This window comes from Denitratimonas organivorans, assembly GCF_037478135.1.
GTDB lineage: Bacteria > Pseudomonadota > Gammaproteobacteria > Xanthomonadales > Xanthomonadaceae > Denitratimonas.
The window spans coordinates 107,381-131,751 of the sequence record NZ_JBBHDV010000003.1; the positions used below are offsets into that span (position 1 = coordinate 107,381).

Annotated in this window: 14 protein-coding genes and 1 pseudogene; 7 read left to right on the top strand and 8 right to left on the bottom strand. The window is 66.1% G+C overall.

Annotated elements, in window-relative coordinates; translation table 11 throughout:
* Positions 1-178: 178 nt before the first annotated feature.
* Both WDB66_RS04370 and WDB66_RS04375 read left to right on the top strand, forming a co-directional pair.
* Positions 179-2,638, top strand: a complete 2,460-nt coding sequence (locus WDB66_RS04370; RefSeq protein WP_339397323.1) for an InlB B-repeat-containing protein — start codon at positions 179-181, stop codon at positions 2,636-2,638.
* Positions 2,639-2,794: 156 nt separating this feature from the next.
* Positions 2,795-4,879: a RelA/SpoT family protein gene (locus tag WDB66_RS04375; protein ID WP_489670819.1), complete on the top strand. Its 2,085-nt coding sequence runs from the start codon at positions 2,795-2,797 to the stop codon at positions 4,877-4,879.
* Positions 4,880-4,911: 32 nt separating this feature from the next.
* On the opposite strand, the gene WDB66_RS04380 is transcribed toward WDB66_RS04375, so the two are convergent.
* Positions 4,912-5,478 carry a hypothetical protein gene (locus WDB66_RS04380; RefSeq protein ID WP_339397325.1) on the bottom strand — a complete coding sequence of 189 codons (567 nt, stop codon included), beginning with the start codon at positions 5,476-5,478 and terminating at the stop codon, positions 4,912-4,914.
* Positions 5,475-7,313 carry an LTA synthase family protein gene (locus WDB66_RS04385; protein WP_339397327.1) on the bottom strand — a complete coding sequence of 613 codons (1,839 nt, stop codon included), beginning with the start codon at positions 7,311-7,313 and terminating at the stop codon, positions 5,475-5,477. The genes WDB66_RS04380 and WDB66_RS04385 overlap by 4 nt, the downstream gene beginning before the upstream one ends.
* A gap of 387 nt (positions 7,314-7,700) precedes the next feature.
* Here WDB66_RS04385 and WDB66_RS04390 point away from each other — a divergent pair, with 387 nt between their 5' ends.
* The gene (locus WDB66_RS04390) at positions 7,701-10,103 is read left to right on the top strand and encodes a protein kinase domain-containing protein (RefSeq protein WP_339397328.1); all 2,403 of its coding nucleotides are present in this window, start codon (positions 7,701-7,703) and stop codon (positions 10,101-10,103) included.
* 118 nt (positions 10,104-10,221) lie between these two features.
* Here the strand turns inward: WDB66_RS04390 and WDB66_RS04395 are convergent, their stop codons facing one another.
* Both WDB66_RS04395 and WDB66_RS04400 read right to left on the bottom strand, forming a co-directional pair.
* Complete coding sequence (locus WDB66_RS04395) at positions 10,222-12,243, bottom strand: glycosyltransferase (protein ID WP_489670820.1); 2,022 nt, start codon at positions 12,241-12,243, stop codon at positions 10,222-10,224.
* A 609-nt stretch (positions 12,244-12,852) separates the two neighbouring features.
* Positions 12,853-14,229, bottom strand: a pseudogene (locus tag WDB66_RS04400) (glycosyltransferase); the annotation flags it as partial.
* A 690-nt stretch (positions 14,230-14,919) separates the two neighbouring features.
* Here WDB66_RS04400 and mrcB point away from each other — a divergent pair.
* The 4 genes from mrcB (at position 14,920) to tsaB (ending at position 20,659) form a co-directional block, all read left to right on the top strand.
* Positions 14,920-17,226, top strand: a complete 2,307-nt coding sequence (mrcB, locus tag WDB66_RS04405) for a penicillin-binding protein 1B (protein WP_339397329.1) — start codon at positions 14,920-14,922, stop codon at positions 17,224-17,226.
* Positions 17,223-17,759 (top strand): tetratricopeptide repeat protein, encoded by a 537-nt coding sequence (locus WDB66_RS04410; protein WP_339397331.1) that lies wholly within the window; start codon positions 17,223-17,225, stop codon positions 17,757-17,759. Before mrcB ends, WDB66_RS04410 begins: the two co-directional genes overlap by 4 nt.
* 32 nt (positions 17,760-17,791) lie before the next feature.
* Positions 17,792-19,729, top strand: a complete 1,938-nt coding sequence (gene yoaA / locus WDB66_RS04415; protein WP_339397332.1) for a DNA repair helicase YoaA — start codon at positions 17,792-17,794, stop codon at positions 19,727-19,729.
* 210 nt (positions 19,730-19,939) lie between these two features.
* Positions 19,940-20,659, top strand: a complete 720-nt coding sequence (gene tsaB, locus WDB66_RS04420) for a tRNA (adenosine(37)-N6)-threonylcarbamoyltransferase complex dimerization subunit type 1 TsaB (protein WP_339397333.1) — start codon at positions 19,940-19,942, stop codon at positions 20,657-20,659.
* A gap of 109 nt (positions 20,660-20,768) precedes the next feature.
* Here tsaB and WDB66_RS04425 read toward each other — a convergent pair whose 3' ends face one another.
* The 4 genes from WDB66_RS04425 to tesB all read right to left on the bottom strand — a co-directional run bounded on the left by WDB66_RS04425 (position 20,769) and on the right by tesB (position 24,338).
* Positions 20,769-21,557: a dienelactone hydrolase family protein gene (locus WDB66_RS04425; RefSeq protein WP_339397334.1), complete on the bottom strand. Its 789-nt coding sequence runs from the start codon at positions 21,555-21,557 to the stop codon at positions 20,769-20,771.
* Between the two features lie 191 nt (positions 21,558-21,748).
* Positions 21,749-22,951 carry an RNA polymerase sigma factor gene (locus tag WDB66_RS04430; protein WP_339397335.1) on the bottom strand — a complete coding sequence of 401 codons (1,203 nt, stop codon included), beginning with the start codon at positions 22,949-22,951 and terminating at the stop codon, positions 21,749-21,751.
* A 24-nt stretch (positions 22,952-22,975) separates the two neighbouring features.
* A complete protein-coding gene (locus tag WDB66_RS04435) occupies positions 22,976-23,467 on the bottom strand; it encodes a putative signal transducing protein (protein WP_339397336.1) in 492 nt (163 codons plus the stop codon).
* 1 nt (position 23,468) lies between these two features.
* Complete coding sequence (gene tesB, locus WDB66_RS04440; protein ID WP_339397337.1) at positions 23,469-24,338, bottom strand: acyl-CoA thioesterase II; 870 nt, start codon at positions 24,336-24,338, stop codon at positions 23,469-23,471.
* Between the last annotated feature and the right edge of the window lie 33 nt (positions 24,339-24,371).

Here is a 24,371-nt window from a genome sequence, read left to right on the forward strand (position 1 = left end):
TACGGAAGATTCACGCACCGCTGTGCGATGCTGTTCTACAATCAAGGGGATAGCTGCGCCTGCGTCCGGCAGCGGCTCACCAGAGATCCCGCACGTGGATCACCCCGGATGACAGGGCCGGGTTCGACGATTGCACAAGGCCGGTAAGCCGGTCCCAAGTCAAAGGAGTGACGAGCCGATGAGGAATGATGTGAAGCAGAACCTGGATAGCGTGAAGCAAACCCGCGTGGCGCAACCCCGCCGCGCACTGGCACTGGCAACGATGTTCGGCCTGCTTGCAGCGGGTGCCGGCCAGCTGGCCCTCGCAGCGGAACAGACTTTCGCATCCGACCTGGCGACTGCATCCAGCAAGCAGCGCGCGATCAAGGATGTCGACCTCGACACCGGCCCCTGGCCGCTGTGTTCGGGTGAAACCAATACCAAGGCACTGGCTGACGGTGAGGAGGTCCTGGGCCTGTATCCGATGGGTGACGGCACCTACCTGGTGCACACCGTTGATGCCATCGATTCCAAGACCTGTGTCAAAAGCACCACGGCGAATCTGGCGTTCCAGTTTGAAGGCTCCACGGCCAAGGCCGTCATTGCCGACAGCACGCCACCGGGCTCCCCCATCGTCTATGACTTCTCTGGCACGCCTGCGGGACTGGGTGCCACGGTAACCGAGCCGGTTATCTGCCATGGTTATTACACTGCCGGTGACAAGCTCGCGCTTGTGCTGACCGACAGCAATGGTGACGTGCAGGAACTGCGTGGTGTGGATACGGTTGGCTATCAGCTGAGCAACGGTACCGTGACGCCACTGTTTGCCCAGGCCGCGCATGGCCCGGTGGCGCGTTGTCATGTGTTTCCTTATGGCGACACCACCACCAACCCACCGGCAACCCCGGGCCCTGATACCAGCGATGATCTGTTCTCCGCCAGCTTTGAAAGCATTGGCGATCTGGAAGTGACACTGCTGGATGCCCAGGGGAGTCCCCTGCAGATTGGTCATGTCACGGCTGCGGCCGGCAACGAGTTCACGTACAAGGTGCGGGTGAGCAATCTGGGCGAAGGCCCTGCTGAAGACGTGCAGGTACGTGAGTTCCTGCCGACCGCTGGCGGTACGGTGCTGCCAGTAATCGAAGCGCGCAACTGTGTCCGTGACGATTCATTGCCGTGCTCGGGTGTGCTGGATGTCGCGTTGGGAACGATCAACGCCGGCCAGTCCATCGAGTTCACCCTGACTCGTGAGATTCCCACCGGTACCGTCGGCACGCGCGCGCTGGCGGCGGTGGCGGCATTCTCCGATCCGGCCAGCAGCGGCGATCCCGTACTTGGCAATAACGCGCGGAGCCTGGTGGTTGAGATTGTTAACCAGATCAACATCACCCGCGCGGTGAGTACGAATGGCAATGCCGGCGATACCAGCGGTGGCAGCATCATCAGAACCTTCGCGCCTGCGGCGTGCGAGACTGAGTCGTTCGGCACTACTGCCTGTCCACCGGGTACGACGGGGCTGGTCTATAGCGCCACCGCTAACAATGGTTACACCTTCACAGGTTTCAGCGGTTGCGCCGGGAGTACCTCTGGCACAAGCTCAACCGGCGGCACATTTACCACCAGTGGTGGCACCAGCTGCACACTGGTGGCCAACTTCCATGCCATGCCGACCGTCACCGCAACGGCTGGAAACCATGGCGCCATCACCCCGCCTTCGCAACAGATTGATTATGGTGAGGTTGCGGAGTTCACAATTTCACCTGCCACCGGTTATGCGGTCAGTACGGCAACAGGTTGCGGCGGTCTTACGCAAGTCGACAGCAGCACTTGGGAAACTGCTCCTGTGACGGCGGATTGCGCAGTACACGTTGAGTTCTCAGGCATCGAATCGACGGTGACAGCCACAGCCGGTCCCAACGGGCAGATCATTGGCCCGACAGTGAAGCCGGTGACTTATCCGAACAGCACCGTGTATTTCACCGTGGAGGCTGCGGACAGCACTTACCAGATCGATCAGAATCCAGGCGGCACTTGCCCGACGGGCTTCTGGATGAACGGCAACGAGTACTACATCAGCGGGATTCTTGGTGACTGCACGGTGCACTTCACCTTCAGTCTCATCACGCATCAGGTCACCGTTTCGAGCATGAACAACGGCACGCTTGTGCTGGATGGCGGTGGCGTTGTTACGCATGGTGATGATGCGCAGTTCACGGTGCAGCCACAGACCGGCTATCACCTGGATGGAGTGGTAACCGGCACACCGGCCTGTGGCACGGTCAGCGATGATGGTGAAACCGGAACTGCCGGGCCGATTTTCAGCTCGGGCTGTGAGTTGTCGGCGAGTTTTGCAATCAACGAGTACACCGTGAACGTGCAGCTTGCTGCAGGTGAGGATGGGACAAACGGCACCATCGGTGAAGCGGGTGCATCGGTTGGTGATGTTCTTCCGGTAGTGATCGACGAGGTCATCCATGGGCAGGCTGCGGCATTCGCCGTTTTCCCTGCATCGGGATATGGGCCCCAGCTGGTGGTATCTGATCCGGTACGCTGCAACTTCCAGTTTTCGTTGATCGACTCGAGCCCACCAGAAAGGATCGTGTACAAGGCAACATCCGTGCAGGACAACTGCACTGTCACTGTTGGCTTCAATCAGTGAGCCATATGAATCCGCTGCCATGATCTGGATCCACGGAATCAGAGGCACAGGGGCATGATGCAGCGCCGGGGACTTCCCCGGCGTTGTTTTTTGTAGTGGACTGGATCGATGGAACCGCAGACACCCCGGATCGAAACCCTCGCCGCCTGGCAGGCAATGCCGGGCCGTGCCCAGGTGGGTGTGTCCGAAGCGGTGTGGGAGCTGATCCAGTCGCATCCGTTGCCGGCGGCGCAGGAAGCCGAGCTGGTGCAGACGCTTCTTGAGTTGGAGGGGTTGGGTGCGGACGAGCCGACGCTGTCGGCGGCGGCGCTCTATGTCTGTGTGCCGGTGGAGAAAATCCCTGCCGGACTGGTGCCGGCGGTGCTGATCGAAGGCCAGCGCGAAGCCGAGACGGTGTGGTCGATCCATGCCGAGCGCGGTGCGCGCACCAGTTCCGAAGGGCTGCGCCGCCTGTTGTTGGCGATCGTGCGCGATCTGCGCGTGGTGCTGATCCTGCTGGCGCGGCAGTTGGTGCGGTTGCGTGCGATCAAGTCGCTGGAACCGGATGAACGTCAACGCCTGGCGCAGCTTTCAGCCGATATCCACGCGCCGCTGGCCAACCGGCTCGGCATCTGGCAACTGAAGTGGGAAATGGAGGATCTGATCTTCCGCACCCTGCAGCCGGATACCTACCACCGCGTGGCCTCGCTGCTATCGGAAAAACGCGGAGACCGCGAGCGTTTCATCGAGGATTCGCTGGCGGCGCTGCGCGAGGCACTGGACAAGGCCGGCATCCGGGCCGAAGTCAGTGGCCGACCCAAGCACATCTTCAGCATCTGGAAAAAGATGCAGAAAAAGCATCTGGCCTTCGAGGATCTGTACGACATCCACGCGCTGCGCGTGATGGTCGATGATATCGCCGGCTGCTATGCCGCGCTTGGCATCGTGCACGGGCTGTGGTCGCCGATTCCGAGCGAGTTCGACGACTACATCGCGAACCCGAAATCCAACAATTACCGCTCGCTGCATACCGCCGTGATCGGCCTGCAGGGCAAGACCCTGGAAGTGCAGATCCGCACCTGGGAAATGCATGAGCACGCCGAACTCGGCGTGGCTGCGCACTGGCGCTACAAGGAAGGCGGCGCGGGCGATTCGGAGTTCGAACGCAAGATCGCGTGGATGCGCCAGCTGCTGGAAAGCAACAAGGAAGAGGACGGTGATGCGCCTCTGCTGGCCGGGCTTTCAACCGAGCTGATCGAAGACCGGGTTTATGCGCTGACCCCGCAGGGCAAGGTGATCGACCTGCCGGCTGGCGCCACGGTGCTGGATTTCGCCTACCACGTGCATACCGAAGTCGGACACCGTTGCCGTGGCGCCAAGGTCAACGGCCGCATCGTGCCGCTGACCTGGCAGATATCCAGCGGCGAGCGCGTGGAAATCCTCACGGGCAAGGTGTCCGAGCCTCGGCGTGACTGGCTGGTGGCCGGTTCCGGCTATCTGGCAAGCTCGCGTTCGCGCGAGAAGGTGCGTACCTGGTTCCACCGGCTGGAATTCGCGCGCAATCTTCAGGCCGGGCGCGAACTGCTGGAAAAGGAACTCAAGCGTCTCGGTCTGCACCAGTTGGATCTGGCGCTGGCGCTGCCGAAGTTCCGCTTGGCGAAAACCGATGATCTGTACGTGGCGGTGGCGCTGGGCGACATCGGTTGCAGCCAGGTGGCGCGCGCGCTGCACGAAGCCACCCAGGCACCCGGCGATATCGGCGCCGAGCCCAGGCCCAATGGTCTGGGTGGCGCGCTGGCGCGACCGCCCAAACCGGCGCGCGGTTTCACCATCGAAGGTGTCGGCAATCTGATGGCACAACTGGCACGCTGCTGCCAGCCGGTGGCCGGCGACGCGATCTCCGGCTATCTGACGCGCGGCCGCGGCGTCACCGTGCACCGTTCCAACTGCGCCTCACTGCAGGCGCTGGCCACGCGTTCGCCCGAACGCGTGATGCCGGTGGAATGGGGCCGCGAGAATGCGCAGAGCTTCAGCGTCGACATCCTGGTCCGCGCCTGGGACCGCAAGTGGCTGCTGAAGGACCTGACCAACGTGATCGGCTCCAGCAACGTCCACATCCTGGCCGCCAGCACCCGCCTGGACGAAAACCGCAACCGCGCCGAACTGCGCTTTACGCTGAAAGTGGCCGACTTCGAACAGCTCGGCCAGCTGCTGGCGAGGATCGAAGCGGTGCCGGCGGTGTTGGAGGCGCGACGGATGTAGGCAGCGTGCGCCGTGCGACTCAACTGCAAGTGTCACTGGTCTGAACCGTCATCCATCCTGCATCCCTCACTGGTCACGGTTTGGCGCGCCAGCAGCTTGCCATCGTGTGTCAGCAGGCTGATGGTCGTGCCATCGTCGACCCAGGGGCCGGTAGCGTCGGAACCTTCGGGCGGGCCAATCACCCAGAGCTTGCCCGGCTTACCGAGTCGGCTGACTTCCAGCCGCACACTCTCGTTCCGGCGTGGATCCGCTTTCCAGTTCACCGTGATTACGCCGGGGGCGCTGCAGTCCGGGAGGTAGGCCGGTTCAAGCAGAAGCAGGGACCGTTCGCCCCGAGGGTCGCAGGCAAGCAGACTTGTACAGATCAGCAGCGTTGCACAGATACGCCAGCCGACATGCACTGAACTTGCCGCGAGTGAAGACGCGCGAAATCGTGGTGAACGTGTTTCGTGCTGTTTCTGGCCCGCAGCGCGAGGTGAAACCATTGCGGACATTGGGGGGCTGGGGCGCAGCCGATGGCCAATCGCGCGTTGGCCGCTACCGGTGGTGATGCCCGGAAATGCCAACAGCAGGCGGGCAGCTTTCCTGCGCGCCTTCATTGCAGATATGTCCCGAAGCGGCCATCAAGGCGGGCGTTGGCTGCGGAATGGATTCCCCGTGTCAGCACGGTGACATCGCTGGAATCGGATGGAAGGCGTGTCTGGAGCTCCGCTGCTCTCGTGATGAAATCGAAATAATCGTCATGGATGCCTGCTGCTTGCAGTGCAAGGGCCGGCAATTGCCAGGCGGGAATTGCTGTTTCCGGCAGGTTCATATCGATCTCCGTTCCTTCCGACAACAGGATCCACGGAACCGTCTGTTGCTGCGGGGTCTGTCCATCGACGAATCCGAGTTCTTCGAACAGGTCCATCGCCGGCAGATGGTCGCCGAAAAACACCAGCACGAACGGGCGTCCGCGCCGGACCAGTTCTTCGTGCAGCCTTTGGAGCTGCCGGTCGGCGGCGCGAAGGTGATACAGGTAGTTCCTCATCACCAGCGCATCATCCTCGTTGAGTGAGGCCGGGACTTCAATATCGTTCCAGGCGGCCATGTCGCGCAGCGGCAGAGGGCGATTGTAAGGGCCGTGATTCTGGATGCTGATGGCCAGAATGAAGGCCGGCTGGCTGGCTTCCTGCAGCGCTTGCAGCATGAAATCCGTCATGGATTCATCCGAATACCAGAGGCCGTCCTGCATCGCCTTCTGCTTGAATTCGATATCGGTGATGAAACGCTCCATGCCCATCGCGTGATAGGTGTTGGTGCGATTCCAGAAGGACCCGGAATTGCCGTGGACCGCGAGCGTCGAATAGCCATGCCCGCCCAATACCGAGACCACACCGGGAATATGTGTCTGACGCAGGTCACGGTAGGGATAGGTGACGGCGGGGAAGGCGTCGATCGGCATGCCGGTCACGACTTCGAATTCGGTACGCACCGTGCCGCCTCCGTACGCTTGCACATGCATCGCGCCGCCACGGCCGGAGTTGATCACGGAACGCACGAACGGAATCGGGTCGTCGATGGAATCGAAGCCATGAAGAGCGCGCGGATCCATGAAGGACTCACTGAGCACCATGACAATGTCAGGTGGCGGATCATCCTGCTGTACAGCAGGGATGGCAGGGGATGCTGTCGGCATCCCTTGGTCCTGCAGAAGTACCAGCGTGCGGTGAAGTGCCTCCTCGTCCACTTGCGGTGCCGCACTGCGGGCATGCAGATAACTGTGAACCAGCGAGCCAACCAGCCCGGCGCGGAGAATGCTGGGCAGGTCATTGAAGGGTGATGGTCGCATCCGCTCTTCGGTGTATATGGCGGTCCAGGGCCATGCAGCCAGATACAGCGTGGCCGTCAATGCCATTCCGATCGCAAATGCTCCGAGCCGTACGGTGCCCAGCCGTGGTACGGATGCCGGCTCCAGCGTGAAGATTCCGATCATCACGGCCAGTGCGACGATCAGCCATGGCCAAGGACCGCCTGGCAGATCCAGATAGGAGCCGAACAACTGGATGCTGGCGACATTCACTTCGGTCAGAAAGTGCAGGTCGGGCAGTGTCAGCGGGCTTTGCAACAGTTCCAGTTTCATGCCGGCAGCGATATAGAGCGCGCACTGCAACGCCGCCAGCAGCAGCAGACTGGTGAACGGTCGTCGGGTTACCGAAGCCAGCAGCAGCCAGGCCGAGAATGCCACCAGGGCATTGATCGTCAGTGTCCAGCCACCCCGATAGGCGTCGGGAGTCACGTTCAGCGCTTGGCGATCAAGTAGCCACATCACACCGGCGAATGCCACCCATGACAGCGCCAGCAGGATGCAGGTGCGAATGGGCGGTCGAGTGCTTTTTCGGCTCGGGTCAGCAGCGGGCTGCGTGGACCCGGGCAGATTGAAAGTGGCTGCCATCAGCAGGCGGCTCCCTTTTGCTTTTAGTCCCGCATCGGCACGGCAGGTGCCGAGAACAGGGTCGGCGGGGATGGGTCTGCGAGTGGCGAAACAGTGCGGCGGGGGGAGGAAATATGCTCCAACCGGTAAGCCGAACCGCTGATCCGGCCACGCGACATGCGAATCCGTGCAAATTCGCGGATTGTGGAGTAAGCCGCAATTGTTACACATGTGTCAAACGCAGGCCTGGCGGACATGTGGTGGGGCAGGCGGGCTTGGTATGCTTCCGGCCCGGTATCGCGCATGGTCAATTTCCGTTCGGATTGGCATGACGGCGGTGCGATGCGCGGGAACAACCCGCAGCCCCAGGCTGGAGACAGGCATTTGGAAATCCCCGGATACCGGATTGTGCGAACGCTGGGACGTGGTGGCATGGCCACCGTGTATCTGGCCGAACAGCAATCGGTGCAGCGTGAAGTGGCGTTGAAGGTGATGTCGCCGCTGCTGGCCAGCGACGAGCAGTTCGGGGAGCGCTTCCTGCGCGAAGCGCGGATCATCGCCAAGCTCAGCCATCCGCACGTGGTGCAGGTGCATGACGTGGGCATGGTCGGCAACCAACACTACATCGCGATGGAATACGTGCCCGGCGGGCCGGTGATGGACCGTTCCGGCACACCACGGCCACCGGCTTTCGCGCTGCGCGTGGCCAGCCAGATTGCCAGCGCGCTGGATTACGCCGGCGAGCGCGGCATCGTGCACCGGGACATCAAGCCGGACAATATCTTGTTGCGCGAGGACGGCAACGCGGTGCTGACCGATTTCGGCATCGCGCATGCCAGCGATGCCAGCCGCATGACGCGCACCGGCACCATCGTCGGCACGCCGCATTACATGAGCCCGGAGCAGGCGCGCGGGCAGAAACTGGATGCACGCGCCGACCTCTACAGCCTGGGCGTGGTGCTGTACGAGTTGCTGGTCGGGCGGGTGCCGTACCAGGCCGCCGATTCGCTGGCGATCGGCATCATGCACATCACCTCGCCGTTGCCGCGCCTGCCGGACGGACTGGCGGCCTACCAGCCGCTGCTGGACCGGATGCTGGCCAAGGATCCGGCGCAGCGTTTCCAGCGTGGCCATGCGGTGGTGGCGGCGATCCAGCAGTTGCAGCAGGAAGTGATGGAAGGGCGCCCGACCGTGGCGGTGCCGCAGATCGAGGTGGCACCTGACGCCGTGGCCACGCAGGACGAACCCACACTCGGACGGATCGACGAGGTGTTGCGCACTCCATCGCGTCCGCGCCGTGCGATCGCCACTTCCGGTCGCCGCTGGCGTGGCGTGCTGGTGCTACTGGTACTGGTCCTGTTGGCTGGCAGCCTGCTGTACGCCTTCCAGGACAGCCTGCGTCAGCGCCTGCCCCAGACCCGGATGAATGCGATGCTGTTCGAGGCTGCGCAGGCATTGGAACAAGGCCATCTGAGCAGAGCCGACGGACAGGGTGCGCGCGAGCTGTATCTGGCGGTGCTGGCGCAGGATCCGGACAGCCAGACGGCGCGGCAGGGCCTGATGGAGGTCGGCCGGCGCCTGCTGCAGCGCGCCCGGGAGGCGCTGGCACAGGGCGATCCGGCGCCGACACAGGCGCTTCTGGCGCAGGCCGAAGGTCTGGTGCTGCCCAGCGCCGATCTGGCCGAACTGCAACGCCAGTTGCATGCCTTGCAGGGGCAGGAAGACACGCTGCTGGAGTTGATCGGGCAGGCCCGGGAGGCCGCGGCTGCCGGACAGCTGGATGGCGGTGGCGACAGTGCCATTGCACTTTACCGCCAGGCGCTGGCGGCCGATCCAGGCAACGCCGTGGCCGCTGCCGGGCTGCGCGAAGTGTTGTCGCAGTTGCTGGCACAGGCACATCGGGCGCTGGAACTGGACAATATCGAGCTGGCCGCGCAGCGCATCGAGCGGGTTGCGGCAGTGGATCCGGCGCATCTGGGCTTGCCCGAGGCGCATGCGGCGCTGGCGCAGGCCCGCCAGCTGCGCGCCAGCCATGCCGACACCCGTCTGGAAGAGGCCGATGCGCTGCTGGCGCGCGGCCAGTTGCGGCCGCCGCAACAGCCCAACGCGCTGGACATCTATCAGGCTGTCCTGGCGCAGGATCCCAACCATGCCCGGGCGCGCGAAGGCGTGCGAGCGGTCGCCAGCGCACTGCTGGCCCAAGCTGGACGCCGGATCGATGACTACCATTTCGAGGACGCCGGCGAACTGATCGCCGCCGCCCGCACGCTGGCGCCGGAACTGATGGCCGTGGCAGCCACCGCCCAGCGCATGGAGGATGTGCGCGAACGCCGCACCCAGATGCTGGCGTCACGCCCGGTCACGGAAACTGATGCTTCGCTGGAGACGCTGCTGCAGCGGGCCGACACCGCCGCCGCGGCCGGCAACTTCCTTGTGCCGCCCGGAGAAAGCGCCTACGACCTGTATCGCGCGGTACTGCGCCAGCAGCCGGATCATGCGCAGGCGCGTGCCGGTCTGGCGGGCCTGCCGGACCGGATCCTGGTCCGTTTCGAGGCCGCAATGACCGGCAATCGTCTTGGCGCGGCACGCGATGCGTTAGAAGCAATGGGCGTGATCGCACCCACCGACAGCCGCCTGCTGCCAGCACGGCAACGCCTGGCGCGCAGCTGGCTGGCCTATGCCAGCGAGCGTCTGGGTGCCGGGGAGATCGCGCGGGCCGCGGATGCCTTCGATCAGGCGCGTGAACTGGACCCTTCCAATACCGACCTGCCGGCGATCCAGGCGCGGCTGGAGCACGCGCGCGGCGGTTGACTGATGCGAGGCGGGGTTTGGGGGTGACCGGACATTCGACCGTTGAAGGCCGCAGAGCTGGAGTGTGGCGCGCCTCTGGCTTTTCCCAATCCTGAATGCCGAATCCCCAATCCCGGCTTCAAAGCAGCATCCGCAGCCCCTGACGGGCCGAGTCGAACGAGAAGTGCCGGGCGACATTGGCCAGGCCGTGATCGGACAGCTGCGTCCACAGTTCCGGATCCTGATAGGCGCGGACCACGTGCGCGGCGAAGTCTTCCGGTGTTTCCGCCACCAGCACGTCGCGCCCGGCTTCGGCAAACATGCCTTCGACCGCGATCGGCGTGGCCACCACCGGTTGGCCGTAGCTCATGCTCATATTGACCTTGCCCTTGACCCCGGCACCGTAGCGCAGCGGCGCCACCGCCAGCCGGCAATCATCCATGAACGGTTCGATCTCCGGCACGAAGCCGTGGAACACCACGCCCGGCAGTTCGCCCAGCGCCTTCACTTCGGCCGGCGCCTTGCTGCCGATCAGGTGGAACTCCACCTGCGGCAGTTCGGCCCGTACCAGCGGCAGGATCTCGCGTGCAAACCAGATCGCGGCATCGACATTGGGCGGGTGCTGGTAGCCGCCGACGAACATCAGGCCGCTGCGCTCGTCGAACCCGCGCCGACGCCCGAACACTTCGTGCACATTGGACAGGATCTCGACCCGCGCGCCCGGCGCCTCACGTGCCAGCAGCTCCTTCTCCACCGGGCTCACCACCAAGGTCACGTCGCTGGCATGGATCAGCGCCAGTTCCTTTTCCCGCGTCTCGGCGGCGGTGCGGGCCAGCTCGGCGCTGCCGGCCAGCTCGGCGGCGCGCTGTTCGCGCAGATAGTGCAGATCCACGGTATCGAAGGCCAGCGTCGCGCGCGGTGCATGCAGCCGCACCAGATCAACGTAGCTGGAGGCGATGTAGTGGCGCGAGACGATCACCAGGTCCAGCCGCTTGCCGTTCTGCGCGAACCAGATGACCGGATCGGACAAATGCGGATGCCACAGCACTTCCACGCCCAGCTGCTGCAACTGGCGCGAATAAGGCTCCACGAAGGCACGGTTGTCGGCGAAGAAGGTCACCGCGTGGCCGTCCTCGCACAGAAGCCGCAGGATATTGCACAGCCGCAGCGAGCCTGAATCGTGGTCCGGCTGCGGCGTGGTCGCATCGATCACCAGCACGTGCTTGCGTGCGCGGTGCTGGCGCGCCAGCACGATGTCGGCAGGCGTGGTGTGGGCCGGGTTGGGGTGGCGGGCGAGCGCCTCCTTCCAGCGTTCGAAGAACTTTTCCTTGTTGACCACCTGGTAGCGCTTGGTGCCGCTGCCGGTGTCGGTGCCCGAACTGATGCCTTCGAAATGCACCACCACCGAGGCCGGCTGGTACAGCACGCGCAGGCCGGCGGCGCGCACCTTCATCGCCAGATCGGTGTCTTCGTAATAGGCCGGGGCGTAATACGGATCAAAGCCGCCAAATTGGCGGAACAGGTCGGTGCGCAGTGCAATCGCCGCGCCCGAGCAGTAGTCGACCTCGCGCACGAAGTTGTATTCGGGCTTGGCCGGGTCGTCGAAACGGCCGTAGTTCCAGCCCGAGCCATCGGAAAACACGATGCCGCCGGCTTCCTGCAGACGGCCATCCGGATACACCAGCTTGGCCCCGACCAGGCCGACATCGCGGTGCTGCTTGAAGGTGTCGATCAGCGCATCCAGCCAGCCGTCCTGCACTGCGGTGTCGTTGTTGAGGAACACGACGAACTGCCCGCGCGCATTCGCCGCGCCGGCGTTGCAGGCGCCGATGAAGCCGGTGTTCTGCACATTGCGCTGGTAGCGCAGGCCCTTCACGCCGGGCAGCACCGTGGCCGAATCGTCGCTGGAGCAGTCGTCGACCAGGATGATTTCGTGCGCGCTGCGGTTCTTCGTCTGCGCCAGCGATTGCAGGCAGACCAGGGTGGCATCCAGGTGGTTGTAGACCGGGATCACGATGCTGACCAGCGGTGTTTCCGAGGCCGGCAGCACGAGGCTGGCAGCATCGATCGCGGCAGGCAGCGCGATCGGGGTGGTCTGCACCGCCGGGCGCAGTTCCTGACGGGCGCGGTCCAGCGTGCCGCGCAGGCCGCGCGTGCGCAGGCTGTTGGACATCCGGTGGCGCAAGGACAACAGCCGCTGCCAGCGGAAACGCAGGCGCGCCAGGGTCTGGGAAAGTTGCCGCTGGGCGTAGCGCAACGGGCGGGTCAGACGCCAGGAGCGGCTGGCCAGGATCGCATCGCGGTCGCGCTGCATCGCATCGCCGTGGGTGACGGCGGATTGGAGCAGTACACCGAGTTGGCGGGATTCTTCGCGGCTGTCGGCCAGCTCATCCTGCAACGACAGCGCCCAATGTGTGCGCTCCTCGAACTGCTGGTCCAGCTGCATGAAGTCGGCGCGCGCCTGTTCGATATCCGCCTCCATCCGCTGCGCCCATTCGGTGCGTTCGTCCAGCTGTGCTTGCAATGCGGCGGCCCAGTCGGCGCGCTGCACCAGTTCGGTCTGCTGTTCTTCGATCAGCGCACGGCTTGCCAGCAGCGCGGTTTCGGCCTGGGTGCGGGCGTTGGCCAGGGTGTTGCGGCGGCTGGACTGGATCGGATCGGTGGGCGCTACGGTTGGCCATGTGTTGACCGGAGCTGCGACGGGCAGGGCTTTGGCATAGGCGGCCGCCATCTGTGCGAGTGAGTCGGGAGCCGGGCTGCGCAGCCGTTGCAGGATGCTGCGGTTGCTTTGAAGCTCGCGCAGGCGCGTGGCGATCGCAGCGGCATCGGCTGCCACCAGCAGGCCGGTTTTGCCATCGTCGATGCGTTCGCCGAGGCTGCCGATGCGGGTGGCCAGCACCGGAACCTCCAGGCTCCACAGTTCGGACAGTGCATAGCTGAAGGTTTCCGCGACGCTGGCCGCGATCAGCGCCAGATCCGGTGCCAGCTGCGCGATCAGTTCCGGTAGCTGAGCGTGCTCGTAGTCCATCCGCACATGCACGCCGGGCTGGCCGAAGAAACGCATTCCGGCACGGCCGGCGCCCAGCAGCACCAGTTCCACATCCGGCGGCGGCTGCGTCACCAGTTCGGCGAGCAGGTCTTCGCCCTTGCCGCCGTTGATGCGGCCCAGCACCAGCACGCGCAGAAGATCGCGCTGCGGCACCGCGCGCGCAGGCACCGGCGCTGGCCAGTCCGCCAGTCCGTGCGGGATCACGTGCCATGGCAGCGTGGACAGGCGCGGTTCGATGCGCTGGATGTTGTCGCGCACGCTGTGGCTGGGCGCGATCAATGTCGCGTTGGCGGCCAGCAGCGCCGCGACATGGGCGTCGCGCAGCGCCTGCCAGGCTTCGGCGCGGGTTTCACCGAAGGGCGAGTCGGCATCGGGCCGGGCCAGATCGGCGGCCATCGCCTGTACCGAGAAATCCCGGTTCCGATCACCGAAATCGACGTGCAGCGAAGGCCACAGCGGGTAGTAGTCGTGGCAGACCAGCGCGGTGGGCAGGCCGGTGCGCAGCGCACCCAGGCCATGCCCGATCAGCGAGGACACCAGTACCTGCGAAACGCGGTGGCGCACCAGCACGTGCCCGAGCGCGGTGTCGTATTCGTGCGAGGCCAGCGCCGTGGCCTCGATGCCCAGCGTCAGCGGCCAGCGCAGCAGCGGTGCGGCGCGCAGGTCGTCGTACAGTTCCAGCACTTCGCCCGGGCAGCGGTGCGAAGGCGTGCCGCGTGCGACCAGTGCCAGGTGGCGGTGGCCGGTGTCGGCGCGCATCAGGTCTTCGACGAAACGCTGCACGCCGCCGCCCCAGCCGTGCAGCAGATGCAGCATCACCGGCACGTCATCGCGCCCGGCGGCGACCGGAATGCGGCCTTCCAATGCGGCCAGACGCGTGTCCTGGGCCAGCAGGGCGGTGTCCGGTCGCAGCTTCGGTGCGTCCATGACCTGTGAAGCGCCGACATACAGATGATCAAGGCGGGCGCCTTGCCAGCCGGGCGGCAGTTCGCCATCGGCCGGCAGTTCGGCCGGCAACTGCGCCAGCGCGTCGCCGCGCCAGTGGCTCAGTGCCGGCAGCCAGTGCCGTACCGGCACCAATTCACGTTCGGACAGCATGAACAGGCAGGCATCGGCATCGTCGCCATTGGCCGGACGCGCCGCATGGATGAACGGATCCAGCGCCGGATGGCCGTTGGAGGAGGGCGAATGCACCTGGTACGCAGCATCGACGGCGGCCAGCAGGCGCGCCAGCGCGTTGGGCGGAAGCGGCGCATCGGCGGCCAGCAGCACCACATCGCGGCCGGGGTGGGCCAGCGCGCAGGCACGCAACGCGGCCCAGGCCGGATTGGCGGCATCAGTGGCTGCGGGCTGGAACAGGGTCAGGTTCAGTTCCCGTGCCTGCGGCGGGATCGAAGGGGGCTGGTCTGCCGTGGCGGCAGCCGGATACAGGCACAGGATCGGGGAAGCGGGAGTCTGGAGGTTCAAGTCAGAGCCTGTGACAAATTCGACCGTCCCCGCATCGGGGCGCGGGGCAGCCGGTGCGAGGGTGCCTGCGGGCGTTCCCGGCAAACTGCGCTACGTGGGAACAGGGAAGTTCGGGTGAACCCATGAGCGCAGGGTGAGCGTAGCGCGTCGCCGCCGGGGCCGTTCGGAGGCATCCGCAGAAGATGGGCGATTTTTTCACAGGCTCCGGGCACCCGGCGGATATGCCGTCAGGACAGGGCCGGCAATTATCCCCGCAAGCGCCCCATTGCCGCCAGCCGGGTCCGATACACTGTGCGGCCCGTGAGTTTCCCCGGTCCTGTCTTGGCTGCACCTCGCACAAAGAAATCCGATGCCCCCTCGCGCTGGCGGGTGTGGTTCCGGCGCCTGTTGCCGTTGGCGCTGCTGCTGATCGGCCTGGCGCTGGGATTCCTCGGTCCGTATGTCTGGGTGGCTGATCGGCAGGTACGTGAAGCCTTCGGCCGGCTGACCTGGCAGGTGCCCACGCGGGTGCTGGCGCAGCCGCTGGAGCTGGCGCCCGAGCGTGCGATGTTGCCCGAGGCGCTGGAAGTGGAACTGGCCGCGGCGCGCTACGTCGCCGATGACCAGGGACGACGCCCCGGCAGCTATCTGCGCCAGGGCGAACGCTTTTTCATCGCCACCCGCGGATTCACCGATCTGGAAGGCAGCTGGCCGGCGCAACGGGTCGAAGTCACGCTCGGCGGGGGGCGGGTGCGGGCGGTGCGCGTGGGCGAGCGCGCGGTATCACGGGTACGGCTGGACCCGGCGCGGATCGCCACGTTGTATGGCGAAAAACAGGAAGAGCGCCGCCTGGTGCGGCTCGATGACGTGCCGGAGCTGTTCCTGACCACGCTGCAGGCGGTCGAAGACCGCGATTTCAAGCATCACATCGGCATTGACCTGAAAGGCATGCTGCGCGCGGCCTTCGTCAATCTGCGCCATGGTGAGGTGCGGCAGGGCGCCAGCACCCTGACCCAGCAGCTGGTGCGCAATCTGTACCTGACGCGCGAGCAACGGCTCGGGCGCAAACTGCGGGAAATCCTGTACGCGCTGATCATCGAGGCGCGCTTCGACAAGCGCACGATCCTGGAGGCCTACGTCAACCAGGTCTATCTCGGCCAGCAGGGCGGGCAGGCGGTGCATGGCATTGCGGCGGCGGCCGATTTCTGGTTCGGGCGTGAACTGGAGCAGTTGTCCGAACAGGACATTGCGCTGCTGGTCGGCATGATCCGAGGCCCTTCGGCGCACGATCCGCGCCGGCGTCCGGAAGCCGCCTTGCAACGGCGCAATCTGGTGCTTCGCCTGATGTACGACACCGGCCTGATCAACGTCTCCACGCTCGAAACTGCCAGCGCCCGGCCGCTGGGCGTGGTGCGCGACGGCAGTCTGTCGCGCAACCGCTATCCGGCTTTTCTGGCGCTGGTGCGCGACCAGTTGCAGCGCGATTACTCGACCGAAGCGCTGCGCGGTGCCGGCCTGACAGTGCTGACCACGCTCTCGCCGTCGGCCCAGAATGCGGCGGAAACCGCGGTTGCCGGGCAATTGAAGACGCTCGAGCAGAAAGGCCGCCCACCCTTGCAGGCCGCGCTGGTGCTGACCGATACCACCCAGGGCGAAATCCTCGCGCTGGTCGGTGCGCGCGATCCGGGCGATCACGGTTTCAACCGCGCGCTGGACGCACGCCGGCAGGTCGGTTCACTGCTCAAACCCTTCGTCTATCTGCTGGCGCTGGCGCAGCCGGGACGCTATGCACTGGCCACGCGCGTGGACGATGCGCCGATCACGCTGCGTCTGCCCGGCAACCGCAGCTGGACCCCGGAAAACGCCGACAACCGCAGCCACGGCCGGGTCACCTTGCAGGAAGCGCTGGTGCGCTCCTACAACCAGGCCACGGTGCGGATCGGCGTGGATATCGGCGTGGAGCGGCTGGCGCGCCTGCTTGATGTGGTGGCGGCGATCAATGCCGCGCCGCATCCCTCGCTGCTGCTGGGCGCGGTGGACCTGTCGCCGCTGCAGATGACGCAGGCCTACCAGTTCATCGCCTCGGGCGGGCAGCTGCAACCGTTGCGCGCGGTGCGCGGTGTGCTCGATACCCGTGGCCAGCCGCTGCAACGCTACGACGCCACGCCTTCACCGCCGCAACGCGGTGACACCATCGCCGCGCGTCTGGTGTCGATCGCGTTGCAGGAAGCGGTGCGCGAAGGCACCGCGCGCGGCCTGGCCGATTCGGGCCTGACCTGGCTGTCGCCGGCCGGCAAGACCGGCACCAGCAACGACAGCCGTGACAGCTGGTTTGCCGGCTATACCGGTGCGCACCTGGCCGTGGTCTGGATCGGCAACGACGAAAACCAGCCCACCGGCCTGTACGGCTCCACCGGCGCGATGCGGGTCTGGGCCGATCTGTTCCGGCGCCTGCCCAACCTGCCGCTGAAGGTCGATGAAGACGGACTGGAATGGGGCTGGCTGGATGCGGAAGAATTCGCGCTGACCGATGCCGAATGCCCGGGCGCGCAGCGTCATGTGTTCGTCGCCGGTTTTCTTCCCGAACAATTCCGCAATTGCCGCCTGGCGCGCCTGCGCCAGTGGTTCGGCGCAGGAGAGGAACGATGACACGGATGTTTTCACGCAGCATCGCCGGCGGCCTGATCGCCGCTGGCGTTGCGCTGGCCGGCTGCTCCGGCCCGCCGCCCACGCAGCAGGCCATGACGAAGAAGCCGCCCGCGCCGGAACTGGACGTGCTGGCCGTGGTGCGCGCCGCCGGGGCCGATGCGAAGGACACGTTGGAAGTGCAGCCACTGCGCGATCCGGTGATCGCCGACCTGCGCCAGGCCGCCGCGCAGCATGAAACAGCACGCGACTGGGCCAGCGCCGACGCCGCATTGGAGCAGGCCCTGGCGCTGAGCCCGGGCGATCCCGAGCTGCTGCAATGGCGCGCCGAACTGGCGCTGGTGCAGGGCGATTACAACGTCGCGGTGGAACTGGCCAACGCCTCCTGGGAACAGGGACCGCGGCTGGGCGCATTGTGCCGGCGCAACTGGACCACGGTGCGGCTGGTGCGCGAATGGACCGATTACCCGGCCGCCGCCCAAGCTGCTGCCGAACAGCTGGCGCGCTGCACGCACGAGCCACCGGTGCGGATGTGAGCCGCGCCGGCGAACCGGTTGTGGCGGGCTGAATGTCTTCGCTGCTGCAGGCCACGGCCGACGCGCTCGGCGAGGAGGGCGCGCTGGCGCGGGCGATTGAAGGCTATGTGCCGCGTCCGCCGCAGCAGCGCATGGCCGAGGCCGTGGCGCAGACCATCCTGGCGCAGGACGAGCTGATCGCCGAGGCCGGCACCGGCACCGGCAAGACCTACGCCTATCTGGTGCCGACGCTGCTCTCCGGGCGCCGCACCATCATTTCCACCGGCACCCGCGCGCTGCAGGACCAGCTTTTCCATCGCGATCTGCCGCGCGTGCGCAGCGCGCTGGGCGTGCGGCTGAAGACCGCGCTGCTCAAGGGCCGCGCCAATTACCTGTGCTGGTACCGGCTGGAACGCGCCCGCAGCGATGACCTGTTCACATCGCGTGAAACCGCCGCGCAGTTGGTCAAGCTCAGCGCCTGGGCCGGCGGCAGTGCCAGCGGTGATCTGGCCGGCGTGGATTTCGTGGCCGAGGATTCGCCGCTGTGGCCGCAGGTGACTTCCACCGCCGACAACTGCCTGGGCACCGAATGCCCGTTCCACGCCGAATGTTTCGTAGTCAAGGCGCGACAGGCGGCGCAGGAGGCGGATCTGGTGGTGGTCAACCATCACCTGCTGTTCGCCGACCAGGCGCTCAAGCGCGAGGGCTTCGGCGAAATCCTGCCCGGTGCGCAGACCTTCGTGCTGGACGAGGCGCACCAGTTGCCGGAGCTGGCGGCGCAGTTCTTCGGTCATACCTTTTCCTCGCGCCAGCTGTCGGATCTGGCGCGCGAAGCGGTGGCTGAATGTGCCAGCGTCAGTGGTGCGCTGGCCGAGGTGCAGGGCCCGGCGCGGGAACTGGAGCAGGCGCTGCGCGAACTGCGTCTGGCGCTGGAACAGTTCCCTGCGCGCGGCACCATCGCCGCGCTGGATGCGAACCCGGAATTGCACGAACACATCGCCACGCTGCGTGCCGCGCTTTCAGCGCTGGTGTCGGTGCTGGATGCGTTTTCCGAGCGCAGTGTCGGCTTCAAGACCTGCCACGAGCGCGGCGAGGATCTGCTCGAATGCGCGGCGCGCATCCTGGATGCCAAGGGCATCGGCGAGGTGCGCTGGTACGAACTGAGCGCGCGCGGCTTCCAGATGCACCAGACGCCGCTGGATGTCTCGACCCCGCTGCGCGATTTCCGCGCCGCATCCGGTGCCGCGTGGATCCACACCTCCGCCACGCTGGCGGTCGATGGCCGCTTCGAACATCTGGCCGCGCAGATGGGCATGGAATCGCCGCGCACACTGCTGGAACCCAGCCCGTTCGACTATGCCCGGCAGGCCATGGTCTACGTGCCGCAGGATCTGCCCGAGCCCAATACCGCCGGCCATGTGCAGGCCGTGGTGGAGGCCGCGCTGCCGCTGCTGGATGCGTCCGATGGGCGCGCGTTCATGCTGTTCACCTCGCACCGCGCGCTGCGCCAGGCGGCAGAAGTGCTGAGTGATCTGCGCGAATTTCCGCTGTTCGTGCAGGGCAGCGCGCCGCGCCACTTGCTGCTGGAACAGTTCCGCGCCGCCGGCAACGGCGTGCTGCTGGGCGCGGCCAGCTTCTGGGAAGGTGTCGATGTGGCTGGTGATGCGCTGCAGATCGTGGTGATCGACAAACTGCCCTTTGCCGCGCCCGACGATCCGGTGCTGGACGCGCGGCTGGAAGCGATCCGCCGGCGCGGCGGCAACCCGTTCCGCGACTGGCAACTGCCCAATGCGGTGATCGCGCTGAAGCAGGGCGCCGGCCGCCTGATCCGCACCCATGCCGATCGCGGCGTGCTGATGCTCTGCGATACGCGCCTGATTTCGAAGAGTTACGGCCGCAGCTTCCTCGCCAGCCTGCCGCCCTTCACCCGTACCCGGAAGCTGGAGCGGGTGCTGGCGCTGCTGCGCGACGCGCGGCTGGCACGCAGTTAGCGGATGTCTGATCAAATCTCATTGCGTCAGCCCGGCGGCTTTCAACAGCGAAGCTGGTCAGGCTGAAATGACGTCTTATCCAGATGCTCCTTGGCCGGCGCCGCTGCCGCGCTACCATCCCTTTTCCATGATTCCCGTCCGACGAGTCCATTCGATGTCAGCCGCCACCTGCCTGCATGATTTTCACTCTGCAACCGTGTGTGGTGCCACATGAAACTGCTGGCGCTGGAAACCTCCACCGAGGCCTGTTCGGTCGCGCTGCATTTCGATGGCCGCGTACTTGAGCGACACGAAATCGCCCCGCGCCGCCACGCCGAACTGACCCTGGCGTGGGTCGGGGAATTGCTGGCGGAGGCCGGTATCGCACGCACGCAACTGGATGCCATCGCCTGCAGCCGCGGGCCCGGCGCCTTCACCGGCGTGCGGCTGGCGGTGGCGATGGTGCAGGGACTGGCACTGGCGTTGGACCGTCCCGCCATCGGTGTATCCACGCTGGACGTACTGGCACGCCCGGCGATGCGCGAACTGGATGCAGTCGGCGATGCACGGACCGGCGTGCTGGCCGCGATCGACGCGCGCATGGGCGAGGTGTATCTGGCCGATTATCTGCGTGATGCCGGCGGGCAATGGCAGCGACAGGGTGAAGAACGCGTGCTGGCACCCACTGCCGTGACGCTACCCGATGCGTTCCCGCGCGTGGGCGTGGGCACTGGTTTCGCGGCGGAAAATGCAGTGCTGGTGAAGACTCTGGCGGCACAGCTGGTGCGCAGCGAGGCCGAAGCGCTGCCCCGCGCCGCCGATGTCGCGGAACTGGCGCTGACCGCCTTCGCCCGTGGCGAAGCCGTGGCCCCCGAACATCTGCAACCGGCCTATCTGCGCAACAAGGTCGCACTGACCCTGGCCGAGCAGGGCAAGCCTGTGCCGCGTTGAAAAACCGCGTGGCCCGGGTAAGGCATAGCCGCACCCGGGGCCGGAATTATCGGGAAAGCCAAACCCGTGTGCGGCGGCGCCTTACCCGGGCTGCTCATCGGCCATCGGGTTACTCACCAGCCATTACTTCATCGAAGAAGCTGTGCAGCGCCGTGCGTGCGCGCTTGGCCGCCAGCGGGTGGTACACGCAGTTCGGCGGTGAGGCGGCGCTGGCTTCGGCAAAGCAATGCACCGCGCCGGCGTAGTTCACGAACTGCCAGTCGGCCTGCACCTTGTCCATTTCCTGCTGGAAGCCGGTGATCTCGTCGGCCGTCACCGCAGCGTCGGCGGCGCCGTTCAGCACCAGGATCGACGCGGCCGGCGTGCTGGCGGCGGGAAGATCGGTGGCAAGGCCGCCGTGCAGTGACACCACGCCGGCCACCTCGGCGCCGGCACGCGCCATTTCCAGCACCGTGGTGCCGCCGAAACAGAAACCGAATGCGCCGATCCGGCCGGTATCCAGCGGTGCGCCGGCGTCGTTGCCGCGCAGTACGTCCAGCGCCTTGGTGGCGCGGGCGCGCAGTGTTTCGCGGTCAGCGTACATCTTTCTGGCCTGTGCGCCGGCTTCCTGCGCATTGGCCGGACGCACGTCCTTGCCGTAGACGTCGGCCACCAGCACCACGTAGCGCTGGCCGGCGATTTCGCGCGCGCGTTCGACTGCCGATGCGTTGACGCCCATCCAATTGGGCACCATCAGCAGGCCTGGGCGCGGCTGCGATGAGCTGTCGTCATAGACCAGCACGCCGCTGAAAACTTCGCCGTCCAGCGACCATTCCACCGCTTGTTCGTGCCAGGCCGCCCACGCTGAAGTGGACGCGAGCAGGCAGGCGACAAGAAAACCCGAAATACGCAGCAACATGGCAAGGCTCCGGTGGCGGTGGGGACCGCCACACGATGCCACGAACCGGTCCTGCGGTTGCAATGCCTGCCGCATGTTTCCCGCAGGATGGTGTCAATTGCGGCAGGTATTTCCGACCAGTTCCGATCACCTGATCGCAGGTGAGTCTGTTCCCACCCGAAGCGCGGATGCCGACAGCACCGCCGGCGCGTTTACATCGGCGCGTTGCTCATCCAGCCGAACAGCAGCCCGCTGGCGCCCAGCAACATGCCCAGCAGCATGCCGGCCCAGGCCATGCGGCGTTCGGCGCGGCGGTTGTCGGCGGCGGTGGTGGGATCGCGTGCGGCTTCGCGTTCATGCCGGCGCGCCAGGATGCGCGGCAGCCAGACCAGATTCATGCCGCCCAGCACGCCCATCATGCCGACCAGGCTCAGCGTCGGTAGCAGGCTGGACTGGGTCAGCACCGCTGCACCCATCAGCGTGGTGAACAGCAGCACCACCAGCAGGCCGGCGGCGGCGAACCAGGCCAGTTCGCGCCGTTCCTGATGGTCGGTGGAGGTGATCCAGTGGCGGCGCACGCCGAAAAACACCGCTGCCACGCCGACGATCAATGCAAACACGATGCCGCCGGCAGCGCCCACCAGCAGGCGTCCGGCGCCGCCGCCCACACCACCGGGCAGGCTGCTCGCACCGCGACCGAGCACACCGACAGCGGATGCGGATTTCCCCGCCAGATGGCCGGCCAGACCGGCGCCGGCTGCCGCCGCTGCGGTCTGGCTGACACTCAGGCCGCCCACGACGATCGCGGTGAAGGCCAGCCCCGGCGCGGTGGCCCTGGCGACATCGCCAAGGCGTTCGAGCAGGTCCGAACGCAGGCTCTGGCGCGCGCGCGACAGGCGCTTGCGCACGGCGGCGTCCTGCATCCCGAGCAGGCTGGCGACCTGCTTGGAGGATTGGCCTTCGCGGTAGTAGATCAGCAGGATTTCGCGCGTGTCTTCGGGCAATTCGTCGATCAGGTTGGCGACGACGGCCTCTTCCTGCTGGCGTGCCAGACGTTCGGGGTGGTCCGGCGTGGGGTCTGCGACCACGGCCAGGATGTCTTCCAGCTCGCCGTCATAGCGGCGCTCGTTGCGGCGCCGGCGCAGATGGTCGTGCGAGAGGTTGCGGGTGATCTGGCGCAGCCACGGCAGGAAGCTGGCCGGATTGCGCAGCCGCGCCAAGTTGCGCCAGGCGCTGATGAAGGCGTCCTGCGCGATGTCCTCGCTGGCCGGCACGTCGCGCGTGATCGCCAGCGCGATCGCGGTGATGCCGTTCTGGCAGCCGCTGACGATCTTGCCGAACGCGGCGGCATCGCCCGCCTGGGCGGCAGGCAGGTGCTGGTCGATCAGCAGGATCAGGGCGTCGGAGCTGCTCATGTTCAGCCTTGGGTGTGGTGAAGGTCAGCGCAATGACGTGTCCACCGGCACGATGTGACGTTCAATATCCTCATCGGGTGTCTGCACCGGTGCCGGTGGCTGCGATGGCGGCGCCACGCTGCCGGGGGAATTGCACTGGCGCGCGCTGGTGAAGGTGGCCAGCACCACGACCGCGGCCAGCATCACCATGCGGATGCGGGCGGCATGGTTGACCGGGCCGCGTGTCACCGGCGGCGGCGCACTGGCGTGTTCCGGCAGATAGCTGGTGCGCGTGGTTTCCATCAGGCCGGCTTCGCGCAACAGGGCGCGCGCCTTGGGTTGGTCTTCGGCGTGCACCACCCAGACCGCGGCCGGCGTGGGTTTGTCCTTGGCGTTGTCGGCGTAGGAGAAAGTCCGGCGGCGGTTGCCCTTGTAGGAGCGGGACTGGCTGATCCAGGTTTCGATGCCGTGTTCGTTGAGCAGCGCGGCCACGCCTTCGACATTCTCCAGCCGCAGCGAACTGAAAACCTGGCGCATTTCAGTCGCCCGCCTGGCTGACGCGGATCATGCCTTCCTGCGCGGTGGAGGCCACCAGCACGCCGTCGCGGGTGTAGATGCTGCCGCGGGACAGGCCACGGCTGTCCTGCATCGAAGGGCTGTCGCAGGAATACAGCAGCCATTCGTCGACGCGCAGCGGGCGGTGGAACCACAGCGCGTGATCGAGGCTGGCCATGCGCACATTGGGTTGCAGATAGGAAATGGCATGCGGCAGCGTGCTGGTGCCGACCAGATGGAAATCCGAGGCGTAGGCCAGCAGGGCCTGGTGCAGGGCGGGCGTATCGTCGATGCGATTCGTCAAGCGAAACCAGACCTGCTGTGAAGGCGGGCGTTTGGTCGGCGCCAGCTCATTGCGCGGGTAGACATGGCGGAACTCGAACGCGCCCTGGCGTGCCAGCCAGCGCTGGGTCTTGGCTGGCAGTTTCGCCAGTTCGTCAGGCGGCAGCGACTGCTGCTCCGGCAGGTCTTCGGGTTTGGGCACGTCGGGCGGCGAGATCTGGTGTTCCAGCCCGGGCTCGGGCCGGTGGAAACTGGCCGACATCACGAAGATCGGTTGCCCGTGCTGGATCGCGGTCACGCGCCGCACCGAGAAGCTGCCGCCGTCGCGGGTCTTGTCGACCTGGTAGATGATCGGATGATCGATGTCGCCGGCGCGCAGGAAATAGGCGTGCAGCGAATTGGCGTGGCGGGTCGGGTCGACCGTGTGCTGGGTCGCGCTCAGCGCCTGCCCCAGCACCTGCCCGCCGAACACGAAACGGGTGCCGATATCGCGGCTCTGGCCACGGAAGATGTTGTCTTCGATGCGCTCCAGGTGCAGCAGATCGAGCAGTTCGGCGACTTTTTCGTGCAAGGCGGCGCTTCCGCAGAGTGTGGACCGGCGATT